The 20,444-nt window shown below is 59.0% G+C and carries 20 protein-coding genes; 10 read left to right on the top strand and 10 right to left on the bottom strand.

What is annotated here, in order from left to right; translation table 11 throughout:
* Positions 1–106 precede the first annotated feature (106 nt).
* The 4 genes from WM95_RS09340 to WM95_RS09355 all read left to right on the top strand — a co-directional run bounded on the left by WM95_RS09340 (position 107) and on the right by WM95_RS09355 (position 2,171).
* Positions 107–277, top strand: a complete 171-nt coding sequence (locus tag WM95_RS09340; protein WP_023311077.1) for a general stress protein — start codon at positions 107–109, stop codon at positions 275–277.
* Between the two features lie 117 nt (positions 278–394).
* Positions 395–1,312 carry a DMT family transporter gene (locus tag WM95_RS09345; protein ID WP_063407989.1) on the top strand — a complete coding sequence of 306 codons (918 nt, stop codon included), beginning with the start codon at positions 395–397 and terminating at the stop codon, positions 1,310–1,312.
* A gap of 61 nt (positions 1,313–1,373) precedes the next feature.
* Positions 1,374–1,643: a type II toxin-antitoxin system TacA family antitoxin gene (locus tag WM95_RS09350; RefSeq protein ID WP_023311079.1), complete on the top strand. Its 270-nt coding sequence runs from the start codon at positions 1,374–1,376 to the stop codon at positions 1,641–1,643.
* Positions 1,644–1,670: 27 nt separating this feature from the next.
* Complete coding sequence (locus tag WM95_RS09355) at positions 1,671–2,171, top strand: GNAT family N-acetyltransferase (RefSeq protein WP_176600596.1); 501 nt, start codon at positions 1,671–1,673, stop codon at positions 2,169–2,171.
* 73 nt (positions 2,172–2,244) lie between these two features.
* Here the strand turns inward: WM95_RS09355 and rutG are convergent, their stop codons facing one another.
* The 7 genes from rutG to rutA are packed head-to-tail and all read right to left on the bottom strand — an operon-like array spanning position 2,245 to position 7,679.
* Positions 2,245–3,567 carry a pyrimidine utilization transport protein G gene (rutG, locus tag WM95_RS09360; protein ID WP_063407987.1) on the bottom strand — a complete coding sequence of 441 codons (1,323 nt, stop codon included), beginning with the start codon at positions 3,565–3,567 and terminating at the stop codon, positions 2,245–2,247.
* Between the two features lie 21 nt (positions 3,568–3,588).
* Positions 3,589–4,083, bottom strand: a complete 495-nt coding sequence (gene rutF / locus WM95_RS09365; protein ID WP_063407986.1) for an NADH-dependent FMN reductase RutF — start codon at positions 4,081–4,083, stop codon at positions 3,589–3,591.
* 9 nt (positions 4,084–4,092) lie between these two features.
* Complete coding sequence (locus WM95_RS09370) at positions 4,093–4,683, bottom strand: malonic semialdehyde reductase (RefSeq protein WP_063407985.1); 591 nt, start codon at positions 4,681–4,683, stop codon at positions 4,093–4,095.
* Between the two features lie 9 nt (positions 4,684–4,692).
* The gene (gene rutD / locus WM95_RS09375; RefSeq protein WP_063407984.1) at positions 4,693–5,493 is read right to left on the bottom strand and encodes a pyrimidine utilization protein D; all 801 of its coding nucleotides are present in this window, start codon (positions 5,491–5,493) and stop codon (positions 4,693–4,695) included.
* Positions 5,494–5,500: 7 nt separating this feature from the next.
* On the bottom strand, positions 5,501–5,887 hold the full coding sequence (gene rutC / locus WM95_RS09380; RefSeq protein ID WP_010429508.1) for a pyrimidine utilization protein C: 387 nt from the start codon (positions 5,885–5,887) through the stop codon (positions 5,501–5,503).
* An 11-nt stretch (positions 5,888–5,898) separates the two neighbouring features.
* Positions 5,899–6,588, bottom strand: a complete 690-nt coding sequence (gene rutB, locus WM95_RS09385; protein WP_023311085.1) for a pyrimidine utilization protein B — start codon at positions 6,586–6,588, stop codon at positions 5,899–5,901.
* Entirely contained in the window at positions 6,588–7,679 is a 1,092-nt protein-coding gene (rutA, locus tag WM95_RS09390; RefSeq protein ID WP_023617762.1) for a pyrimidine utilization protein A, read from the bottom strand. Before rutA ends, rutB begins: the two co-directional genes overlap by 1 nt.
* 245 nt (positions 7,680–7,924) lie before the next feature.
* Here rutA and rutR point away from each other — a divergent pair, with 245 nt between their 5' ends.
* Positions 7,925–8,563 (top strand): HTH-type transcriptional regulator RutR, encoded by a 639-nt coding sequence (gene rutR, locus WM95_RS09395; RefSeq protein ID WP_023311087.1) that lies wholly within the window; start codon positions 7,925–7,927, stop codon positions 8,561–8,563.
* On the opposite strand, the gene WM95_RS09400 is transcribed toward rutR, so the two are convergent.
* Positions 8,560–8,955, bottom strand: a complete 396-nt coding sequence (locus WM95_RS09400) for a lysozyme inhibitor LprI family protein (protein WP_029742088.1) — start codon at positions 8,953–8,955, stop codon at positions 8,560–8,562. The genes rutR and WM95_RS09400 overlap by 4 nt on opposite strands.
* A 51-nt stretch (positions 8,956–9,006) precedes the next feature.
* Positions 9,007–12,969 (bottom strand): trifunctional transcriptional regulator/proline dehydrogenase/L-glutamate gamma-semialdehyde dehydrogenase, encoded by a 3,963-nt coding sequence (gene putA, locus WM95_RS09405; protein ID WP_063407983.1) that lies wholly within the window; start codon positions 12,967–12,969, stop codon positions 9,007–9,009.
* Positions 12,970–13,391: 422 nt separating this feature from the next.
* Between putA and putP the strand changes: the two genes are divergently transcribed.
* Positions 13,392–14,900, top strand: coding sequence for a sodium/proline symporter PutP (putP, locus tag WM95_RS09410; protein WP_045888457.1), 1,509 nt, complete (start codon positions 13,392–13,394; stop codon positions 14,898–14,900).
* Positions 14,901–15,016: 116 nt separating this feature from the next.
* Positions 15,017–15,436: a DUF3574 domain-containing protein gene (locus WM95_RS09415; RefSeq protein ID WP_047742239.1), complete on the top strand. Its 420-nt coding sequence runs from the start codon at positions 15,017–15,019 to the stop codon at positions 15,434–15,436.
* Between the two features lie 73 nt (positions 15,437–15,509).
* Here WM95_RS09415 and WM95_RS09420 read toward each other — a convergent pair whose 3' ends face one another.
* Positions 15,510–16,694 carry a NupC/NupG family nucleoside CNT transporter gene (locus WM95_RS09420; protein ID WP_063407982.1) on the bottom strand — a complete coding sequence of 395 codons (1,185 nt, stop codon included), beginning with the start codon at positions 16,692–16,694 and terminating at the stop codon, positions 15,510–15,512.
* A 251-nt stretch (positions 16,695–16,945) separates the two neighbouring features.
* Here WM95_RS09420 and efeU point away from each other — a divergent pair, with 251 nt between their 5' ends.
* The 3 genes from efeU to efeB are packed head-to-tail and all read left to right on the top strand — an operon-like array spanning position 16,946 to position 20,236.
* Positions 16,946–17,779, top strand: a complete 834-nt coding sequence (efeU, locus tag WM95_RS09430; RefSeq protein WP_045401808.1) for an iron uptake transporter permease EfeU — start codon at positions 16,946–16,948, stop codon at positions 17,777–17,779.
* Positions 17,780–17,819: 40 nt separating this feature from the next.
* Positions 17,820–18,947, top strand: coding sequence for an iron uptake system protein EfeO (gene efeO / locus WM95_RS09435; protein ID WP_045354579.1), 1,128 nt, complete (start codon positions 17,820–17,822; stop codon positions 18,945–18,947).
* Positions 18,948–18,952: 5 nt separating this feature from the next.
* Positions 18,953–20,236: an iron uptake transporter deferrochelatase/peroxidase subunit gene (gene efeB, locus WM95_RS09440; protein ID WP_063407981.1), complete on the top strand. Its 1,284-nt coding sequence runs from the start codon at positions 18,953–18,955 to the stop codon at positions 20,234–20,236.
* The last annotated feature ends 208 nt before the right edge of the window (positions 20,237–20,444 follow it).

The following is a 20,444-nucleotide window of genomic DNA, read 5'->3' on the forward strand; positions in this document are numbered from 1 at the left end:
TTCACGCGGCACAGATAAAGGCACTGTCCTTGTGTTGCGAGGTGAAAGAATCCTCTTTTACTGAATGCAATATGATGTCTAATGTTTCACATTCTGGAGGTTAGAGATGGCAAACCATCGTGGTGGTTCAGGTAATTTCGCAGAAGACCGTGAAAGAGCATCAGAAGCAGGCCGTAAAGGTGGCCAGCATAGCGGGGGCAACTTCAAGAATGACCCGCAACGCGCATCTGAAGCTGGCAAGAAAGGGGGTAAAAACAGCCACGGCAGCAGTAAGTAACACGCCGGGTTGAACCCCTGCCGCCGGGATCTCCCGGCGGTTTTTTTATTTCTGCAACATTGAACTGTAACCAAAGGCAACGCACACTAGAGAATTGATCTTAACCGCGAGTGCCGCATGTCTGTCTCACGCTTCAAATTCTCCGTTAAACCGCAGGAAGCCATCCTCATTCTCATCACCATGTTCTGGGGCGGGACGTTTCTGGCCGTTCAGTACGCGGTGACCCTCAGCGATCCGTTCTTTTTTGTTGGCCTGCGCTTTGCGACGGCGGCGCTTGCCGTCTGGCTAATTTCGCTTAAAACGCTGCGGGGACTGACGCTGAAAGAACTTAAGGCCGGCGTGGCGATTGGGGTGGCGATAGCGATGGGCTACAGCCTGCAGACGTGGGGATTGCAGACCATCTCCAGCAGTAAATCCGCGTTTATCACCGCCATGTATGTGCCGTTGGTGCCGCTACTGCAGTGGCTGTGCCTGGGGCGGCTGCCGGGGCTGATGTCCTGTATTGGCATCGTGCTGGCGTTTATCGGCCTGATTTTGCTGGCCGGGCCGGAAAACAACCTGCTTGCGCTGGGGCCGGGCGAAATCATCACCCTGATTGGGGCGATTGCCATTGCGGCGGAAATTATTCTGATTAGCGCCTGGGCGGGCAAGGTCGACGTCAAACGGGTGACGGTGGTGCAGCTCGCCACGGCGTCGCTGGTGGCGTTTGCGACGATGGTTCCGGCAGGGGAATCCGTGCCGCCGATGTCCACCGGCCTGGTGGTGGTCGCACTGGGGCTGGGTATCTTCAGCGCCATTATTCAGGTCACCATGAACTGGGCGCAGCGCAGCGTATCGCCAACCCGCGCGACGGTGATTTATACCGGCGAACCGGTCTGGGCGGGGATTTTCGGACGCATTGCTGGCGAGCGCTTGCCGCTACTGGCGCTGGTGGGCGCGGCATTTATTGTCGCCGGGGTGCTGGTAAGTGAGTTAAAGCTCAGAAAGCGTCGGGGTGAGGTCAGGGATTTGACTGCAAAAGAAGGTTTAGATTGAAAAAATGGACAGACTTATTTACGATGTGTACGGATAAATACCGTACACGGTGATGTAAACCATGCCAGCACTTAAAAAACAGCGTATCGATCTTCGCTTAACGGACGAAGACAAAACAATGATTGAAGAAGCGGCGGCGATGACGAACCAAACGATCACCCAGTTTATGGTGAACAGTGCGTCAGAGCGTGCTGCAGAGGTCATTGAGCAGCACCGTCGTCTCGTATTAAACGAAGCATCATGGACTGCGGTGATGGATGCCATCGACAATCCGCCTGAGCCAAATGAACGCCTGAAACGAGCAGCAAAACGGCTTCGAAACATGGAGTGAAGCGCCGTGGAGAATCTCACGATCGAAATGTTATCAGAGGGAACCGATTATGACTTCGAGGATTTTGATTGTGGCGAACCCTCGCTAAATGCCTTCCTTGCTGAACATCTGGTGCGTCAGCACAATGGGCGTATTTTACGAGCCTACCTGCTTAAAGAGCGCGATCGTCCGCGTGTCCTGGGTTATTACACGTTATCGGGAAGCTGTTTTGAAAGAGCGATGCTTCCTTCTAAGACTCAGCAGCGCCGGATCCCTTATATCAACGTACCCAGCGTGACGCTGGGACGTCTGGCTGTAGATAAAACACTACAGGGAAACGAGTGGGGAACAACGCTCGTTGCGCATGCTATGCGCGTTGTCTACCTGGCTTCACAGGCTGTGGGGGTACACGGAATATTTGTTGATGCCTTTAACGAGCGGGCAAAACGATTTTATCTGAAGCAGGGCTTTATCCCGCTGACAGGTGAAAACAGCCATTCTTTGTTCTTCCCTACAAAATCTATCGAACGGCTGTTTGAGCAAGAGTGATTGCTTTACTACCTGTTGTTCTGAAGGAATGTACATGTCGGGTAAGGCCTGGCCGTCACCCGACATGGTGATTTCACGAATCCTGATGCACGACGGCACCCTGCGGCGCGGCGGCCATCCGGCGGCTCAGCAGGGCGTTAAGCAGGATCGCGCCGAAGGTCGCCGTGCCAATCCCGCCAATCGTAAAGCCGCCCAGCGTCAGGGCAAAATCGCCCGCGCCCAGCACCAGCGTGACCGCCACCATAATCAGGTTGCCGTTCTGGCTGAGATCGACCCGATGCTGCACCCAGATGCGCGCGCCGGCTACGGCGATCAGCCCAAACACCACAATCGATGCCCCGCCGATGACCGGGGACGGAATGGTGTGGATCAGCGCGCCGAACTTCGGCGAAAAGCCGAGCAGCATCGCCATCACCGCCGCCGCAACAAAGACCAGCGTTGAGTAGACTTTGGTCACCGCCATTACGCCGATATTCTCGGCATAGGTGGTGACGCCGCTGCCGCCGACAGAGCCCGAAAGCATAGTTGCCAGCCCGTCACCGACGAACGCGCGGCCCATGTACGGATCCATGCTGCGCCCGGTCATCCCCGCAACCGCCTTCAGGTGACCTAAGTTCTCCGCCACCAGGATCACCGCTACCGGTGCGATAAGCATCATCGCCTGGGTGTTAAAGGTGGGCGAGGTCACCTTCGGCAGGCCGAACCAGGCGGCCTGGTGGAGCAGCGTAAAGTCAACCGGCTTGCCCAGGCCGAAAACGTTGGACAGCAGGGCATACACCAGACAGGCAACAATCAGCCCAACCAGAATCAGCAGCCGCTGAATCATGCCGCGCGTGAACACCGCCACCAGGCCGATGCACAGAACCGTGATCACCGCCATCCAGCTTTCAAACGGCGAGGCGGAGACGCTCCTGACCGCAATTGGCGCGAGGTTGAGGCCTATCGCCATCACCACGGCGCCCGTCACGACGGGAGGCATCATTCGCTCGATCCAGCGCGTGCCGATTTTCATCACCACCAGACCAATCAGGGTGTAGACCAGACCGCAGGCGATGATGCCGCCGAGGGCCACGCTCAGGTTAGGGTTGATCCCCTGGCCGTTAAACCCGGTGGTGGCGATGACGACGCCCACAAAGGCGGCGCTGGAGCCGAGATAGCTGGGCACGCGCCCGCCGGTGACGAAAAAGAACAGCAGGGTACCGATACCCGACATCAGAATAGACAGGTTGGGATCGAGTCCCATCAGCATCGGCATCAGCACCGTGGCGCCAAACATGGCGACCGCGTGCTGGACGCCCATCACCATCGTCTGCCCGAGCGGGAGACGTTCATCCGGCGCGACCACGCCTGCTTCTGTGGAGGTCGATTTCAACTGCCAGTGGGGAAATCCGAACATGGTCTGTCTCCTTAAGGCGGGTTAGCAGGCGGGTCGCATAAGCGCGTGGTAGCCGCGGTCAAACCACACCAGCCCTTGCGGCGCGGGGTGGCGAACGATTGAAACAATGTCGCAAAAGAGGATGTCATGCGTACCGACGCTCACCACCTGGCTGATGCGGCAGTCAAACGAGGCCAGCGCGTCTTCCAGACGCGGGCAGCCCGTGTCGCCCGTCTGCCAGCGGGCGGCGGCAAAGCGTTCCTCCATCGGCGTTTTTCCGCCAAACAGATTGGAAAGCGGCTCCTGTCCGGCGCTCAGGGTATTCACGCACAGGGTGCGGTTTTCGCTAAACGTTGGCCAGACGGACGCGCCGCGGTTCAGGCACACCAGCAGGGTGGGCGGTGAATCCGTTACGCTGCACACCGCGCTGGCGGTGAAGCCTGCCATCCCCGCCGGGCCGTCGGTGGTGATGATGTTGACCGCCGCGCCAACGCAGGCCATGGCGTCGCGAAAGGTTTGTTTATCCGGTGTTGTCATCATCGCTCCTTACGCCAGCCCGCAGGCATCGTCGAAGTCCAGGCGCGGCAGGCGCCCGTAAAGTTTGCCCGGGTCGCCGTAGCCAATGTTGATTAGCAGATTGCTTTTAAGCGTCGTGCCGGTGAAAAAGGCCCCGTCGACCTTTTGACGGTCAAAGCCCGACATCGGGCCGGTGTCCAGCCCCAGCGCGCGACAGGCGAAGATCAGGTATGCAGCCTGCAGCGAGCTGTTGCGAAAGGCGGTCTCTTCCGCCAGCGCGGGGCTTGCGGTAAACCAGCTTCTGGCATCGCCATGCGGGAACAGTTCAGGCAGGCGCTCATAAAACTCGCTGTCCCAGGCCACAATCGCCGTGACCGGAGCCGTGAGCGTTTTCTCAAGGTTGCCGCTGGAGAGCGCCGGGCGCAGCTTCTCTTTTCCCTCCGCGCTTCGCACAAACACAATGCGCGCCGGGGAGCAGTTGGCGGACGTTGGCCCCCATTTCATCAGGTTGTAGATTTCGCGCAGCGTTTCGTCGCTGACGGGCATATTCTGCCAGCCGTTATGGGTGCGGGCGCCGGTGAACAGCGTTTCCAGCGCGGCGGGGGTAATGGCTTCGCTCATTAAAGCTCCTTATAAAGCGGGTTCCGGGCTGTGCAGCAGGCTGGCAAGCCCGTTCAGCAGCAGGGTGTTGAAGGTATCCGGCTCGGTGACGTTGCAGGCATGCCCGCCCTGGCGCATCACCGCGCTGTGGCTGTGCGGGATCGCCGCCTGCAGTTCAGACGAGCAAACCGCGGGCACCAGCATGTCGTCGGCGGAGCAGATGATCTGTACCGGGCAGCGAATGCGCGCCGCATGGCGGCTGAAGTCGGCCTTTTTCAGGGCGCTAAGCCTGTGCAGCAGGTTAGTTTTGCCCTGGAAATGGGCCAGCGCCAGCGCTTCTTCGGCCTCAAGACGGGGGGCGCGGGCGGCCATCCAGTCCGCCGGGTAAAGAAACAGCGGCTGCGCCTCGACCCACGCCTGGGCGCCGCCGTAATGCAGCAGCCGCTCGCGGATCTGAAAGCAGCGGCGGGTGTGGGCGTTGAGGGTTAACCAGCCGTTGACGCACACCAGCGCGGCGAGAGCGTCGGGTCTGTCGAGGGCCAGCTGCAGGCCGACCAGCGCCCCCAGCGCGTGACCCACGACGCTGTAGCGTTCAATCCCGGCATCCGCCAGCGCCCGGGCCAGCTCGTCCGCCATCTGCCCAAGGCTGTAGTCTTCCGGCAGGGTGGCGGGGTTATTGCCCGTTCCGAGCTGGTCATAGCACACCACCTGATACTCCGGCTCCAGCGCGGCCAGCTGGGGCAGCCAGTAGCTGCCGCTGCCGCCGAGACCGGAAATAAAGACCACCACGGGCGCGCCTTCATACGGGGGCGGCGAGACGGAAAGTTTCATACCTGCCTCACTTCGCGATGTGCGCAACGGTGGCGATTTCAACCAGCGCCTCTGGCTTCACCAGCCCGCACTGAATGCAGAACCGCGCCGGTTTATCGCCGGGGAAGAACTCGGCGTAAATCTCGTTAATCGCGGCGTAGTTTTTCCAGTCGGTGATAAAGATGCTGTTGAAGGTCACATCCTCCATCGTGCCACCCGCCGTTTCGATCACGGTTTTGATCGTCTCCAGCACGTGGCGGGTTTGCGCCTTTGGGTCGTTGATAAACACCACGTTGTTGTCTTTATCAAACGGCAGCGTGCCGGAGACATACACCACGCCGTCGGCGAGTGTGCCGGGGACAAAAGGGGCAATCGGCGTGCTGGTGCCCGGCGGAATAATCACGGATTTTGGCATCAGGTGTCTCCTCAGGCGATACGGGCAAGCGGGGGATTCAGGGCGTCGCAGAAATCTGCAACGTTACTGACCCAGCCAAAAAAGGTTTCGATATTGAACAGGGCCGCCTTCTGGGCGAATTCCGGCCCGGCCTGGTGGGTCGCGTCTTCCAGCACCACGCCAAAATACTCGAGGAAAAAGCCGTCGCGCAGGGTCGACTCCACGCAGACGTTGGTGGCGATCCCGGTGAATATCAGATGGCGAATGCCCCGGCTGCGCAGCAGGCTGTCGAGCGGCGTGTTGAAAAAGCCGCTGTAGCGCGGTTTGGGCAGGACAATATCGCCCGCCTGCGGTACCAGTTCATCCACCAGCTGATAGTCCCAGCCGCCTTTCGCCAGCAGCTTGCCCTGCAGTTCTGGCCGTTTACGCATGGTTTTCAGGGCGTTCGACTTGTGGAAGTTGGGCGAGCCGGGGCCGCCGGCCTCGACGTACTGGTCATCCCAGCCGTTCTGGAACCAGATGATGAGCATGCCCGCGGCGCGCGCGGCGGCGACGGCGGTTTTAATGTTCTCAATCACCGGTCGGGTGGCGGAGACGTCGAACCCCGCCAGATCCAGATAGCCGCCCTGGCTGGCGTAGGCGTTTTGCATGTCCACCACGATCAGCGCGCTCTGCTGGGGCGCGAAGGTAATAGCTTCCGGGCGTGCGTTAAGGGTCGTCATTACGCCACCTCCTTCGTGACGGCGGGGATGTGGGCGCGGCACTGCATCAGCGGCTGGATGCGCTCGCCGAAGGTCTCCACGCCGGTGAGGAAATCGTCGAAGGTCAGCAGAACGCCTTCCGCACCGGGCACGGCCGCCACTTCGTCCAGCATTCTGGCGACGCTGGCGTACGAGCCGACCAGGGTGCCCATGTTGATATTGACGGCGGAGGTCGGATCGGCCATCTGGCGAACGTTGGTATCTGCCCCGGAGCGGGTATCCTTCTGGCTCTGCTCGGTCAGCCAGCTCAGGGCCTCCTCGTCGGCACCATCCTTATAGCGCTCCCATTTGGCGCGCGCGGCGTCGTCGGTTTCGTCGGCAATGACCATAAACAGCACGTAGGAGCCCACGTCGCGCCCGGTTTTATCGGCGGCCTCTTTCATCCGCGCGGCGGTCGGGGCGAAGGCGGCAGGCGTATTCACCCCTTTACCGAAGCAGAAGTTGAAGTCGGCGTATTTGGCGGAAAATTCCATCCCCGCGTCGCTTTGTCCGGCGCAAATCACCTTCATCGGCACCGACGGCTGCGGGCTGACGCGGCAGTCGTTCATGGTGAAGAAATCGCCCTTGAAATCGCTTTTGCCGGTCCCCCACAGGTCGCGCAGCACCTGCACGTATTCGGTCAGGTAGTCGTAGCGACGCGAGAAGTAGTCGTCACCCGGCCAGAGCCCCATCTGCTCGTACTCCGGTTTTTGCCAGCCGGTGACCAGGTTGACGCCAAAGCGCCCGCCGGAGATCGAGTCGATGGTGGAGGCCATGCGCGCGACGATTGCCGGGGGCAGGGTGAGGGTGGCGGCGGTGGCGTAGATTTGGATCCGCGAGGTGACCGCGGCCAGCCCGGCCATCAGGGTAAAGGACTCCAGGTTGTGGTCCCAGAATTCGGTTTTGCCGCCAAAGCCGCGCAGCTTGATCATCGAAAGCGCAAAGTCGAAATGGTAGTGTTCCGCTTTCTGCACGATAGCTTTATTGAGCTCAAAGGTCGGCATGTATTGCGGTGCAGTGGTCGAGATAAGCCAGCCGTTGTTGCCGATGGGTACAAATACGCCAATTTTCATCACGAACCTCTCTTCATTACGTCGCAGGTGTAACGGTGTTTTTGCAAAGGCAGTGCCAGTTTTGAAAATGACTGTGTTATTAATGTGTTAATTAGAAGTTGGTGGATTGATGCGGCCAAATGTGGACTAACTGGTCAAAAACATTGCACAGAAAACAGGCATTCATGCGCGATCGGAGTGCAGGATGTCGTGGCGAGACGGGGGTTTTGCTATGCTGAGGGCAACGCAGAATAAGGAGAGCGGGAATGACACAAGGCGCAGTGAAAACACCAGGTAAACGTTCGCAGGCGGTGAGCGCCAAGAAGCAGGCGATCCTCAGCGCGGCGCTGGAGACTTTTTCGCAGTTTGGTATTCACGGCACGCGCCTGGAGCAGGTGGCGGAGCAGTCCGGCGTATCCAAAACCAATCTGCTTTACTACTACCCGTCGAAAGAGGCGCTCTATGTGGCGGTGATGCAGCAGATCCTCGATATCTGGCTGGCGCCCCTCAAAGCGTTCCGCGCAGAGCTGGCCCCGCTGGTGGCGATCAAAGAGTATATTCGCCTGAAGCTGGAGGTGTCGCGCGATTACCCGCAGGCGTCGCGACTGTTTTGTCTTGAGATGCTGCAGGGCGCGCCGCTGCTGCAGGCGGAATTAACCGGAGATTTAAAACAGCTGGTGGACGATAAGTCGGCCATTATTGCCGGATGGGTCGCCAGCGGAAAGCTGGCCCCGGTCGACCCGCATCATCTGATCTTTATGATTTGGGCCTCCACCCAGCATTACGCTGACTTTGCGGCCCAGGTTGAGGCGGTGACCGGCAAAACGCTCCAGGACGAGGCGTTTTTCCACAGCACCCTGGAAAACGTGCAGCGGATGATTATTGAAGGGATCCGCCTGCGCTAGTTTCCCGGCGGGAGAGGGCAGCTTAAGTCGCCCTCTTCACACTGCATCAGCGAGGCCAGAAACGCTTCGCGCTCCACGGTTTTTTCCGCCAGGCACTGGTTAACAATCATTGGCTGGACGCTCCCGCCTTCCGTCCCCGAACCGATAAACGCGCAGTCCGCATCGCGCAGGGTAATCCACGCCTGCTGCGCTTTTTTCAGCAGGTCTCGCTGGGGCGCTGCCGCACGCTTAACGGCGGCCTGATAGGTCTGGTTGAGCTTTTTATCGGCAGCCTGGTACTGCTGCGCGCTACAGGTATTCAGCTCAAGCTGGGTGGTCGCTTTGTCGCACTCGTCGGCCAGCGCGCTGGCGCTCATTAGCAGTGCTGCACTGGCGATAAGATATCGTTTCATATACTCCCCAATAAAATAAGGCTCCGTCTCCGGAGCCTTATTAGCACAGCGTTAGCCTATTGTCATCAGGCTGGCGTTACCGCCTGCCGCCGCCGTGTTGACGCTGAGCGAGCGCTCCACGTACAGACGCTCCAGCAGCAGGTTGGTTTCCCCGCGCGCAAAGCCCTGCACGGAAACGATGGCACCGCTGCGGGCCGCAACCTGTTCGCAGAGTTCACGCAGCTGATCGGAATCACCGTGGTAGATCACCGCATCAAACGGCTGGGTTAGCAGGTTATCGGCTTTCGCGAAGCGAATGCGGGCCGAGACCGCCTTCGGCAGCTGTTTGGCGAGATCGCGATGCAGGGCATCTTCCGGCCACAGCACTTCACAGCCGGTTGCCATGGCGGCGGCCAGCTGCACCAGCGCGTCCTGCTCGTTATCGGCCACGCACAGCACGCGCTCGCGCGGCATCAGCGTCCAGGTGTTGCGCTCGCCGGTTGGACCCGGCAGCAGACGCTGCGTGCCCGCCTGCGCCAGCTCGCCGTACTGCTTCGCGACGGCACGCAGTTCAGGGCGTTTTTCCGCCCAGGCGATCAGCGCCTCCAGCGGCTGGGTCAGCACGGTTTTCAGCTGCGCATCCACCGGATAGTCCGCATCCTGGCGTGCCAGGGTGACGCCCAGGGCGTTCTCCGGACGGTTCGCCAGCAGACGGTACAGGTAGAGCGGACCGCCCGCTTTCGGACCGGTGCCGGAAAGGCCTTCGCCGCCGAACGGCTGCACGCCCACGACCGCTCCGACCATGTTGCGGTTGACGTACAGGTTGCCCACTTTGGCGCTGCCGGTCACCTGCGCGATAGTCTCGTCGATACGGGTATGCACGCCGAGCGTCAGGCCATAGCCGGAGGCGTTGATCTGCTCAACCAGCTCGTTCAGGTTGTTACGGTTGTAGCGCACCACGTGCAGCACCGGGCCGAAGACCTCTTTTTTCAGCTCGTCGAAGCTTGCCAGCTCAATCAGCGTTGGCGGCACAAAGGTGCCGGTCCGCCATTCGCGGGCATCTTCGCTGTTCTCGCGCACCGCCTGGAACACCGGACGCCCTTTCGCGCGCATGGTCTGAATGTGGTTTTCGATGTTGGCTTTGGCTTCAGCGTCGATCACCGGCCCGATGTCGGTGGTGAGACGGCCCGGGTTGCCCATGCGGCATTCCGCCATCGCGCCGCGCAGCATCTTCAGCGTGTGGTCCGCCACGTCGTCCTGCAGGCACAGCACGCGCAGGGCGGAGCAGCGCTGACCGGCGCTGTCGAACGCGGAGGCCAGCACGTCGACCACCACCTGCTCGGTGAGCGCGGAGGAGTCAACGATCATGGCGTTCATCCCGCCGGTTTCCGCGATGAGCGGCGTAGGACGGCCCTGCGCATCCAGACGGGTGGCAATGTTGCGCTGCAGCAGCGACGCCACTTCGGTCGAACCGGTAAACATCACGCCGCGCACGCGGTTGTCGGAGGTCAGTTTGGCACCGACCGTTTCACCACGGCCCGGCAGCAGCTGAACCACGCCCGCCGGCACGCCGGCTTCCAGAAGAATGTTGATGCCCTGCGCGGCAATCAGCGGGGTCTGCTCTGCCGGTTTTGCCAGCACGCTGTTGCCTGCGGCCAGCGCGGCGGCAATCTGGCCGGTGAAGATCGCCAGCGGGAAGTTCCACGGGCTGATACAGACTACCGGGCCGAGCGGACGGTGGGTTTCGTTATCGAAATCATCGCGCACCTGACCGGCGTAGTAGTGCAGGAAGTCGACGGCCTCGCGCACTTCGGCAATCGCGTTGCTGAAGGTTTTACCCGCCTCGCGCACCAGAATGCCGATGAGCGACTGCATCTGATCTTCCATCAGCACCGCTGCACGCTCCAGAATCGCGGCGCGCTCCTGCGGCGGCGTGGCAAACCAGATAGGGGCGTTGTTCACCGCGCTGTCCAGCGCCTGATCCACTTCCGCTTCGGTCGCTTCACGCGCGTAGCCGACGATATCCTTCGGCTCGGCCGGGTTGATCACCGGGTGCATTTCGCCGTCTGCAACGGGCTGCTCCAGCATCGGTTTGGCCTGCCACTTCTGCAGCGCGCTGTTGAGCAGGGCAGAGGAGAGGGACGCCAGACGGTGTTCGTTGGCGAGATCCAGACCCGCCGAGTTGACGCGGCCTTTGCCGTACAGCTCGCGCGGCAGGGCAATCTTCGGATGCGGCAGGCCAACCTGGCCTTCCTGCGCCGCCATCTTCTCAACGGCCTGCACCGGGTCGGCCACCAGCTCGTCGAGCGGCAGGGTGGTGTCGGCGATGCGGTTAACGAAGGAGGTGTTCGCGCCGTTTTCCAGCAGACGACGCACCAGGTACGCCAGCAGGGTTTCGTGCGTTCCCACCGGAGCATAGATTCGGCATGGGCGGTTCAGCTTGCCGTCCGCCACTTTACCGGTGACCTGCTCGTACAGCGGTTCACCCATGCCGTGCAGGCACTGGAACTCGTACTGGCCCGGATAGTAGTTTTGCCCTGCCAGGCTGTAGATCGCCGCCAGGGTGTGGGCGTTGTGGGTAGCGAACTGCGGATAGATCAGGTTCGGCACGCCGAGCAGCTTTTTCGCACAGGCGAGGTAAGAGACGTCGGTGTATACCTTGCGGGTATAGACCGGATAGCCTTCCAGCCCTTCCATCTGGGCGCGTTTGATTTCGCTGTCCCAGTAGGCGCCTTTCACCAGACGGATCATCAGGCGACGGCGGCTGCGGCTGGCCAGGTCAATCAGGTAATCAATGACGAACGGGCAGCGCTTCTGGTAGGCCTGGATAACGAAGCCGATGCCGTTCCAGCCTGCCAGCTCCGGCTCGAAGCACAGTTTTTCCAGCAGATCGAGGGAGATCTCCAGACGGTCGGCCTCTTCGGCGTCGATGTTAATGCCGATGTCATACTGGCGCGCCAGCAGGGTCAGGGATTTCAGGCGCGGGTAGAGTTCTTCCATCACCCGGTCGTACTGCGCGCGGCTGTAGCGCGGGTGCAGGGCAGAGAGCTTGATAGAGATGCCCGGGCCTTCATAAATACCGCGACCGTTGGACGCTTTACCGATGGCGTGGATCGCCTGCTGGTAAGAGACCATGTAGGCCTGCGCGTCGGCGGCGGTCAGGGCCGCCTCGCCCAGCATGTCGTACGAGTAGCGGAAACCTTTATCTTCCAGCTTGCGGGCGTTCGCCAGCGCTTCGGCAATGGTTTCCCCGGTCACGAACTGCTCGCCCATCAGACGCATCGCCATGTCCACGCCTTTGCGGATCAGCGGCTCGCCGCTCTTGCCGATGATGCGGTTCAGGGAGCGGGAGAGGTTGGCTTCGTTATGGGTGGAGACCAGTTTGCCGGTAAACAGCAGGCCCCAGGTCGCGGCGTTGACGAACAGCGACGGGCTACGGCCAATATGGGAATGCCAGTTGCCGTTGCTGATCTTGTCGCGGATCAGTGCGTCGCGGGTGGCTTTATCCGGAATACGCAGCAGCGCTTCCGCGAGGCACATCAGCGCCACGCCTTCCTGAGAGGAGAGGGAAAACTCCTGCAGCAGACCCTGAACCATCCCGGCGCGGCCGGTGGCGGTTTTCTGGTTGCGCAGCTTGTCGGCTAACTGATACGCCAGGCTGTGCGCCTGTGCGGCAATGGCTTCCGGCAGGCGGGCCTGCTCCAGCAGCATCGGCACGGCGTCGGTTTCGGCACGGCGCCAGGCGCCGGTAATGGCGGCACGGCTGACGGACTGCGGCAGGATCTGCTCGGCAAATTCAAGGAACGGCTGATGGTTCTCGTCGCCAGCGGCCGGGGCTTCTTCGCTTTCATTCGCCGCGCCGGCCAGCAGGGCAGGCAGCTCCGGCAGGCCCTCATCGCTCTCGAGTCTTTCGAGATAGTTAAAAATCGCCTGCTTAATTAACCAGTGCGGCGTGCGGTCAATGCGGGTTGCTGCGGTCTTAATCCGTTCGCGGGTTGCGTCATCCAGCTTAACCCCCATGGTGGTCATACCCATGCCAAAGCTCCTGTTGTTCTGTAATAGCGTTCTGTAGATAGCGTGAAATATCCCCTATGTTGCAACTTTGTGCAACCGTGTTAAATGTGACCTGGTTTGCAACCCGGAAAATGAATGGATTGTTAACGAATGGTTAGCTGGGAAAACGCGCTGGCTTTTGTGCGCGAGGCCTGGTTTTATGCGGTAGTTAACACTTTTCAAAGGTGCAACCCGTAAAAGCGTGAGCGAGTGCAACCTATAGGAAACTCGTATCAAACCGGGGATGAAATTGATGTAAATGCAGTGTTAAATCGTTTGTCAGCGGAAGGCGCATACGGCAGGATAGCGCGCCCAACCGAAACACAAGATACATTCACCTCGTTCCGGTGATCATATAACAAGGCAGCCCGGATGGTTGTCGCTCGACATTTTGGAGAATTTGAATGGCTATTAGCACACCGATGCTGGTGACATTTCTCGTTTATATTTTTGGCATGATCCTGATAGGGTTTTTGGCGTGGCGTTCTACAAAGAACTTTGACGACTACATTCTGGGCGGACGCAGTTTAGGCCCGATGGTGACCGCACTCTCTGCGGGCGCATCCGACATGAGCGGCTGGCTGCTGATGGGGCTGCCCGGCGCGATTTTCATCTCCGGTATCTCTGAAAGCTGGATCGCCATCGGCCTGACCCTCGGCGCGTGGATCAACTGGAAGCTGGTAGCAGGCCGTCTGCGCGTGCATACCGAGGCCAACAACAACGCCCTGACGCTGCCGGATTACTTCACCGGACGCTTCGAAGATAACAGCCGCATCCTGCGCATTATCTCCGCGGTGGTTATCCTGCTGTTCTTCACCATCTACTGCGCCTCCGGCATCGTGGCCGGCGCGCGTCTGTTCGAAAGTACCTTCGGCATGAGCTACGAAACCGCCCTGTGGGCCGGTGCGGCGGCGACCATCCTCTATACCTTCGTGGGCGGGTTCCTGGCGGTAAGCTGGACCGACACCGTGCAGGCGAGCCTGATGATCTTCGCCCTGATCCTGACCCCGGTGATTGTGATTTTCACCGTTGGCGGCTTTGGCGAATCGCTGGAAGTGATCAAGCAGAAGAGCATCGAAAACGTCGACATGCTGAAAGGGCTGAACTTCGTGGCCATCGTCTCCCTGATGGGCTGGGGTCTGGGCTACTTCGGTCAGCCGCACATTCTGGCGCGCTTTATGGCGGCGGATTCTCACCACACCATCGTTCATGCCCGTCGCATCAGTATGACGTGGATGATCCTATGTCTGGCAGGCGCGTGTGCGGTCGGCTTCTTCGGCATCGCGTACTTCAACAACAACCCGGCGCAGGCGGGCGCGGTCAACCAGAACGCCGAGCGCGTGTTCATCGAGCTGGCGCAAATTCTGTTTAACCCGTGGATTGCCGGTATTCTGCTCTCCGCAATCCTGGCGGCGGTGATGTCTACCCTGAGCTGCCAGCTGCTGGTCTGCTCCAGTGCGATCACCGAAGACCTTTACAAAGCCTTTCTGCGTAAAAACGCGAGCCAGAAAGAGCTGGTGTGGGTAGGACGCTTTATGGTGCTGCTGGTGGCGCTGATTGCCATCGCGCTGGCGGCCAACCCGGAAAACCGCGTGCTGGGCCTCGTGAGCTACGCGTGGGCGGGCTTCGGTGCGGCGTTTGGTCCGGTAGTGCTGTTCTCCGTCATGTGGTCACGTATGACCCGTAACGGCGCGCTGGCGGGGATGATCATTGGTGCGGTGACCGTTATCGTCTGGAAACAGTTCGCATGGCTGGGCCTGTACGAAATCATTCCGGGCTTCATCTTCGGCAGCATCGGCATCGTGGTGTTCAGCCTGCTGGGTAAAGCCCCGTCTGCCTCCATGCAGAAACGCTTTGCTGAAGCCGACGCGCATTACCACACTGCGCCGCCGTCTAAGCTCCAGGCAGAATAATTATTCTCGCTGCACAATGCAGGCCGGGTGAGCGCAAGCGCACCCGGCTTTTTTCTTGCCAAAATCCGTCATTTCCTGTGATATCCATGTGCTTATAACAATGAGGATAGCGAAGCATGACAATCAAAACAGGGGTAATGGCAGCAGCATTATTGATGCTTGCTGGCTGCACGACGCCATCGCAGCAGGCGGCGGTAGAGACCTGCAAAGCGGATAACCAGATGCAGCAAACCACGCTCTATTTCGGCTTAAATCGTCCTGCCGGGGCGCAGATCACCAGCAACGAGTGGCAGCAGTTTGTTGACCAGGACGTGACGCCGCGTTTCCGCGATGGCTTAACGGTGTTTGACGCGCGCGGGCAGTGGCTGGGGAACGACGGGAAAGTGGCGCGCGAACCCAGCAAAGCATTAATGCTGATCCACGGTAAAGATGCGCTGAGCGAGAAGAACATCGAAGCGTTGCGCGGGATTTATAAATCACGCTTCGCGCAGGAGTCGGTGATGCGCGTCGACCAGCCGGTGTGCGTGCAGTTCTAATAAAAACGGCGGGAAATCCCGCCGTTGCTGTATCGTAGGCCCGTGCAAGCGAAGCGCCGCCGGGCAAAAACACTTACAACACCAACCCCGCAAAGCTCGCCGACAGCAGGCTCACCAGCGTCGCGCCGTACACCAGACGCAGACCAAACCGCGACACCACGTTCCCCTGCTGCTCGTTCAGGCCCTTAATCGCCCCCGCCACAATGCCGATGGACGCGAAGTTCGCGAAGGACACCAGGAAGACGGATAAGATGCCCAGCCCGCGAGGGGACATCTGATGCGAGATTTTTTGCAGCTCAATCATCGCCACAAATTCATTCGCCACCAGCTTGGTCGCCATAATACTGCCCGCGTTTAAGGCATCGCTCAGCGGAATACCAATAAGCCATGCCAGCGGATAAAACACATAGCCCAAAATCTGCTGGAAGCTCATGCCAAATACGCTGGAGAAGAGGGCGTTAACGGCGCTAATAAGCGCGATAAAGCCAATCAGCATGGCCAGAATAATCATCGCCACCTTAAAACCGGCCAGAATATACTCGCCGAGCATTTCGAAGAAGCTCTGCGATTCATGCAGTTTTTCCAGCTTGATATCCGGCTCCGCTTCCGGGCGCGCCGGGTTTATAACGGAGAGAATAATAAAGGTGCTGAACATGTTCAGAATCAGCGCCGCGACGACAAATTTGGCGTCGAGCATGGTCATATAGGCGCCGACAATCGACAGGGAGACCGTCGACATGGCTGTGGCCGCCATGGTGAAGAGACGGCGAGAGGAGAGATCGCCCAGCACGCCTTTGTAGGCAATGAAGTTTTCCGACTGGCCGAGGATCAGCGAGCTCACCGCGTTAAAGGATTCCAGCTTGCCCATACCGTTCAGTTTTGACAGCAGCGTGCCGATTACCCGAATAAAAATCGGCAGGATCCGCCAGTGCTGAAGAATACCAATCAGCGCGGAAATAAAAATAATTGGGCAAAGCACGCCGAGGAAAATGAACGCCAGCCCTTTTTCCCCCATTCCGCCAAAGACGAAATTGGTCCCTTCACCGGCAAATTTAAGCAGTGACTCAAAAAATCCCGAGACGTATTTAATCAGGAATAACCCGCTTTCGGCGTACAGGAAAAAGAACGCCAGGGCAATCTCAATGACAATAAGCTGTAAAACATAACGAATGCGAATTTTTCGGCGGTCGAAACTCACCAGCCAGGCGAGCGCAAGAATAATCACCAGCGCCAGCAGGAAATGGACAATCTTAAACATGGTTTATTTTCAGTTGGTTTTTGAGAAGGATATTTAGCCACAGCGCTGGTTAACCGTAAATGGGCAATTTTATTATAACTTATAAACTTAACGGTAACGTCGGCAACTATTAACAGGCTTTGCGTTTACAACTCGTCATCAAAACACCACACATTTCGCTTGTGTTTCTTTTCGCCGTAATGATAATCACTATCACAAGAATTTACCTTTCTTTGCATCAGTTGACCGCGATAAACATTTAAGGTGTCGGCATGTTTGTTCCATTTCTCATTATGTTACGTGAAGGGCTCGAAGCTGCCCTCATCGTGAGCCTCATCGCCAGTTATCTGAAGCGAACCCAGCGCGGACGCTGGATTGGCGTCATGTGGGTCGGGGTATTCCTTGCCGCGGCGCTCTGTCTGGGCCTCGGTATCCTCATCAACGAAACCACCGGGGAGTTCCCGCAGAAAGAGCAGGAGCTGTTTGAGGGGATCGTCGCCGTAATTGCGGTGGTGATCCTTACCTGGATGGTGTTCTGGATGCGTAAAGTCTCGCGCAACGTGAAGGTGCAGCTGGAGCAGGCGGTGGATAACGCGCTGCAAAAGGGCAATAACCACGGCTGGGCGCTCATTATGATGGTCTTTTTCGCCGTCGCGCGTGAAGGCCTGGAGTCTGTTTTCTTCCTGCTGGCGGCGTTTCAGCAGGATGTGGGGATCTGGCCGCCGCTGGGTGCCGTGATGGGCCTCGCCACGGCCGTGGTGCTCGGTTTCCTGCTCTACTGGGGCGGTATCCGCCTGAACCTGGGCGCCTTCTTCAAGTGGACCAGCCTGTTTATTCTGCTGGTGGCGGCAGGGCTGGCGGCAGGGGCGATTCGCGCCTTCCATGAAGCGGGCCTGTGGAACCACTTCCAGGACGTGGCGTTCGATCTCAGCAACGTTCTCTCCACCCATTCTCTGACCGGCACCCTGCTCGAAGGTATCTTCGGCTATCAGGAAACGCCGAGCGTCAGCGAAGTGGCGATGTACTTTATCTATCTGGTTCCGGCGCTGGTGCTGTTCGCAATGCCGCCGCGTACCGGCACGCAGGCGTCGCGCGTTGCGCCGTAATCTTTGATTTAGTTACAACATACTTATAAAGGGAAGAGTCATGGCAATTCAGTTCCGTCGTAGTGCGTTATGCGCAGGCATTGCCGCGCTGTTCGCTTCTGCATTCTCCGCCTGGGGCGCGGATGTTCCTCAGGTTAAAGTCACCGTCAATGATAAGCAGTGTGAGCCGATGACCCTCACGGTGAACAGCGGCAAAACCCAGTTCATTATTCAGAACCACAGCCAGAAGGCGCTGGAGTGGGAGATCCTGAAAGGGGTTCTGGTGGTGGAGGAGCGCGAAAACATCGCCCCTGGCTTCAGCCAGAAGATGACCGCCAACCTGCAGCCGGGCGAGTATGAGATGACCTGCGGTCTGCTGACCAACCCTAAAGGGAAGCTGATCGTCAAAGGTGAAGCGACGGCCGATGCGGCGAAAGGCGCTGCGGTGCTGAGCCTGGGCGACGCGATTACGGCGTATAAAGCCTATGTCACGAAAGAGACGGCGGACCTGGCGGCGGCAACCAAAGCCTTTACCGATGCGGTGAAGGCCGGTGACATCGAAAAAGCGAAATCCCTCTATGCGCCAACCCGTCAGCACTACGAGCGCATCGAGCCGATTGCCGAACTGTTCTCTGACCTTGATGGCAGCATTGATGCCCGCGAAGATGATTACGAGCAGAAAGCCGCCGATCCGAAATTCACCGGTTTCCACCGTCTGGAAAAAGCCCTGTTTGGCGACAACTCTACCAAAGGGATGGAAAAATACGCCGAGCAGCTGAACGGCGACGTGCTGGAGCTGCAAAAGCGCATCAGCGAGCTGGCCTTCCCGCCGTCAAAAGTGGTGGGCGGCGCGGCCGGCCTGATTGAAGAAGTGGCCGCGAGCAAAATCAGCGGCGAAGAAGATCGCTACAGCCATACCGATCTGTGGGACTTCCAGGCCAACGTCGACGGCGCGCAGAAAATTGTTAACCTGCTGCGTCCTCAGCTGCAGAAAGAGAACGGCGAACTGCTGGCCAAAGTGGATGCCAACTTCAAAAAAGTCGACACCATTCTGGCGAAGTACCGGACGAAAGACGGGTTTGAAACCTACGACAAGCTGACCGATGCCGACCGTAACGCGCTGAAAGGCCCGATTACCGCCCTGGCGGAAGATCTCTCTCTGCTGCGCGGCGTACTGGGTCTGGACTAAGCACGATGAATAAGCATAGCGAGAACGATGTGGTTGAGCCTTCACGTCGTCGATTATTGAAAGGAGTAGGGGCGCTGGGGGGCGCTCTTGCTCTGGCCGGCGGCTGTCCGGTAGCGCATGCGGCGAAACCGCAAAGCGCGCCCGGCACGCTGTCACCCAATGCCCGCATGGAGACGCAGCCGTTTTATGGCGAGCATCAGTCGGGCATCCTGACGCCGCAGCAGGCGTCCATGATGCTGGTGGCCTTTGATTCGCTGGCCAGCGATAAAGCCGATCTGGAGCGCCTGTTCCGCCTGCTGACGACGCGCATCGCGTTTCTCACCGCGGGCGGACCGGCACCCGATACGCCGAACCCGCGTCTGCCGCCAATGGACTCCGGCATTCTGGGGCCGTTTATCGCCCCGGATAACCTGACCATTACCGTTTCGCTCGGCGAGTCGCTGTTTGATGCCCGCTATGGGCTGGCAAAACAGAAGCCGAAAGCGCTGCAGAAAATGACGCGTTTCCCGAACGACTCCCTGGACGCGGCGCTGTGTCATGGCGACCTGCTCCTGCAAATTTGTGCCAATACCCAGGACACGGTGATCCACGCCCTGCGCGATATCATCAAGCACACGCCGGATCTGCTGAGCGTGCGCTGGAAGCGGGAAGGGTTTATCTCGGACCACGCCGCCCGCAGTAAAGGGAAAGAGACGCCGGTGAACCTGCTGGGCTTTAAGGATGGTACGGCCAACCCGGACAGCAGCGATGCGGCGTTGATGAAAGACGTGGTATGGGTGACGGCGGATCGGGGCGAACCGGCGTGGGCGGTGGGCGGCAGCTATCAGGCGGTACGGATTATCCAGTTCCACGTGGAGTTCTGGGACCGCACGCCGCTGAAAGAACAGCAGACGATCTTTGGTCGCGATAAGCAAAGCGGCGCGCCGCTCGGCATGAAGAACGAGCATGACGTGCCCGACTACGCCAGCGATCCCAATGGCGATACCATCGCGCTGGACAGCCACATTCGTCTGGCTAATCCGCGCACCAAAGAGACGCAGTCCAGCCTGATGATGCGTCGTGGCTACAGCTATTCGCTCGGCGTGACCAACGCCGGCCAGCTTGATATGGGCCTGCTGTTCGTCTGCTATCAGCACGATCTGGAAAAAGGCTTCCTGACCGTGCAGAAGCGGCTCAACGGCGAAGCGCTGGAAGAGTACATTAAGCCTATCGGCGGCGGCTATTTCTTTGCCCTGCCGGGCGTGCGCGATCGGAACGCGTACCTCGCTCAAGGTCTTATTGAAGCCTGATAATTGTCCCCGCAACCGTTCGCGGGGACATTATTTTTTCATATGACTATCCTCCTGTTATATTTCTGTAATATTTCTATATGAGACTGATTTCACCTGTAGGGACAGTCCTAAAAGTTGCATTCAGGTAAAATAAATGTTGCATTTATGATAACTCCTGATGTACTTAAGATAAGACAGCGGTAGTTCCCGGCAGTGATGCTGAATC

It is taken from the genome of Enterobacter cloacae complex sp. ECNIH7 (assembly GCF_002208095.1).
GTDB lineage: Bacteria > Pseudomonadota > Gammaproteobacteria > Enterobacterales > Enterobacteriaceae > Enterobacter > Enterobacter cloacae_M.

Bases quoted from the DNA above. Each gene is read 5' to 3' on its own strand.
- WM95_RS09340 (WP_023311077.1), top strand. From the start codon at position 107: ATGGCAAACCATCGTGGTGGTTCAGGTAATTTCGCAGAAGACCGTGAA.
- WM95_RS09345 (WP_063407989.1), top strand. From the start codon at position 395: ATGTCTGTCTCACGCTTCAAATTCTCCGTTAAACCGCAGGAAGCCATC.
- WM95_RS09350 (WP_023311079.1), top strand. From the start codon at position 1,374: ATGCCAGCACTTAAAAAACAGCGTATCGATCTTCGCTTAACGGACGAA.
- WM95_RS09355 (WP_176600596.1), top strand. From the start codon at position 1,671: ATGTTATCAGAGGGAACCGATTATGACTTCGAGGATTTTGATTGTGGC.
- rutG (WP_063407987.1), bottom strand. From the start codon at position 3,567: ATGTTCGGATTTCCCCACTGGCAGTTGAAATCGACCTCCACAGAAGCA.
- rutF (WP_063407986.1), bottom strand. From the start codon at position 4,083: ATGACAACACCGGATAAACAAACCTTTCGCGACGCCATGGCCTGCGTT.
- WM95_RS09370 (WP_063407985.1), bottom strand. From the start codon at position 4,683: ATGAGCGAAGCCATTACCCCCGCCGCGCTGGAAACGCTGTTCACCGGC.
- rutD (WP_063407984.1), bottom strand. From the start codon at position 5,493: ATGAAACTTTCCGTCTCGCCGCCCCCGTATGAAGGCGCGCCCGTGGTG.
- rutC (WP_010429508.1), bottom strand. From the start codon at position 5,887: ATGCCAAAATCCGTGATTATTCCGCCGGGCACCAGCACGCCGATTGCC.
- rutB (WP_023311085.1), bottom strand. From the start codon at position 6,588: ATGACGACCCTTAACGCACGCCCGGAAGCTATTACCTTCGCGCCCCAG.
- rutA (WP_023617762.1), bottom strand. From the start codon at position 7,679: ATGAAAATTGGCGTATTTGTACCCATCGGCAACAACGGCTGGCTTATC.
- rutR (WP_023311087.1), top strand. From the start codon at position 7,925: ATGACACAAGGCGCAGTGAAAACACCAGGTAAACGTTCGCAGGCGGTG.
- WM95_RS09400 (WP_029742088.1), bottom strand. From the start codon at position 8,955: ATGAAACGATATCTTATCGCCAGTGCAGCACTGCTAATGAGCGCCAGC.
- putA (WP_063407983.1), bottom strand. From the start codon at position 12,969: ATGGGTATGACCACCATGGGGGTTAAGCTGGATGACGCAACCCGCGAA.
- putP (WP_045888457.1), top strand. From the start codon at position 13,392: ATGGCTATTAGCACACCGATGCTGGTGACATTTCTCGTTTATATTTTT.
- WM95_RS09415 (WP_047742239.1), top strand. From the start codon at position 15,017: ATGACAATCAAAACAGGGGTAATGGCAGCAGCATTATTGATGCTTGCT.
- WM95_RS09420 (WP_063407982.1), bottom strand. From the start codon at position 16,694: ATGTTTAAGATTGTCCATTTCCTGCTGGCGCTGGTGATTATTCTTGCG.
- efeU (WP_045401808.1), top strand. From the start codon at position 16,946: ATGTTTGTTCCATTTCTCATTATGTTACGTGAAGGGCTCGAAGCTGCC.
- efeO (WP_045354579.1), top strand. From the start codon at position 17,820: ATGGCAATTCAGTTCCGTCGTAGTGCGTTATGCGCAGGCATTGCCGCG.
- efeB (WP_063407981.1), top strand. From the start codon at position 18,953: ATGAATAAGCATAGCGAGAACGATGTGGTTGAGCCTTCACGTCGTCGA.